We start from the raw sequence: 547 nt of genomic DNA, 5'->3' as shown, positions 1-547 counted from the left end.
TTGGTGCCTTCGGGAACTGTGAGACAGGTGCTGCATGGCTGTCGTCAGCTCGTGTTGTGAAATGTTGGGTTAAGTCCCGCAACGAGCGCAACCCTTATCCTTTGTTGCCAGCGGTTAGGCCGGGAACTCAAAGGAGACTGCCAGTGATAAACTGGAGGAAGGTGGGGATGACGTCAAGTCATCATGGCCCTTACGACCAGGGCTACACACGTGCTACAATGGCATATACAAAGAGAAGCGACCTCGCGAGAGCAAGCGGACCTCATAAAGTATGTCGTAGTCCGGATTGGAGTCTGCAACTCGACTCCATGAAGTCGGAATCGCTAGTAATCGTAGATCAGAATGCTACGGTGAATACGTTCCCGGGCCTTGTACACACCGCCCGTCACACCATGGGAGTGGGTTGCAAAAGAAGTAGGTAGCTTAACCTTCGGGAGGGCGCTTACCACTTTGTGATTCATGACTGGGGTGAAGTCGTAACAAGGTAACCGTAGGGGAACCTGCGGTTGGATCACCTCCTTACCTTAAAGAACCTGCCTTTGTAGTG

The 547-nt window shown here is 52.3% G+C and carries 1 rRNA gene; it reads left to right on the top strand.

From position 1 onward, the window contains the following. Positions 1-522, top strand: a 16S ribosomal RNA gene (locus AS136_RS25950); the annotation flags it as partial. Between the last annotated feature and the right edge of the window lie 25 nt (positions 523-547).

The sequence above is a fragment of the Klebsiella sp. D5A genome, assembly GCF_001620885.1.
Lineage (GTDB): Bacteria > Pseudomonadota > Gammaproteobacteria > Enterobacterales > Enterobacteriaceae > Klebsiella > Klebsiella variicola.
Note: the sequence above shows the minus strand (reverse complement) of the source record. Positions and strands in the feature narration are given on the sequence as shown.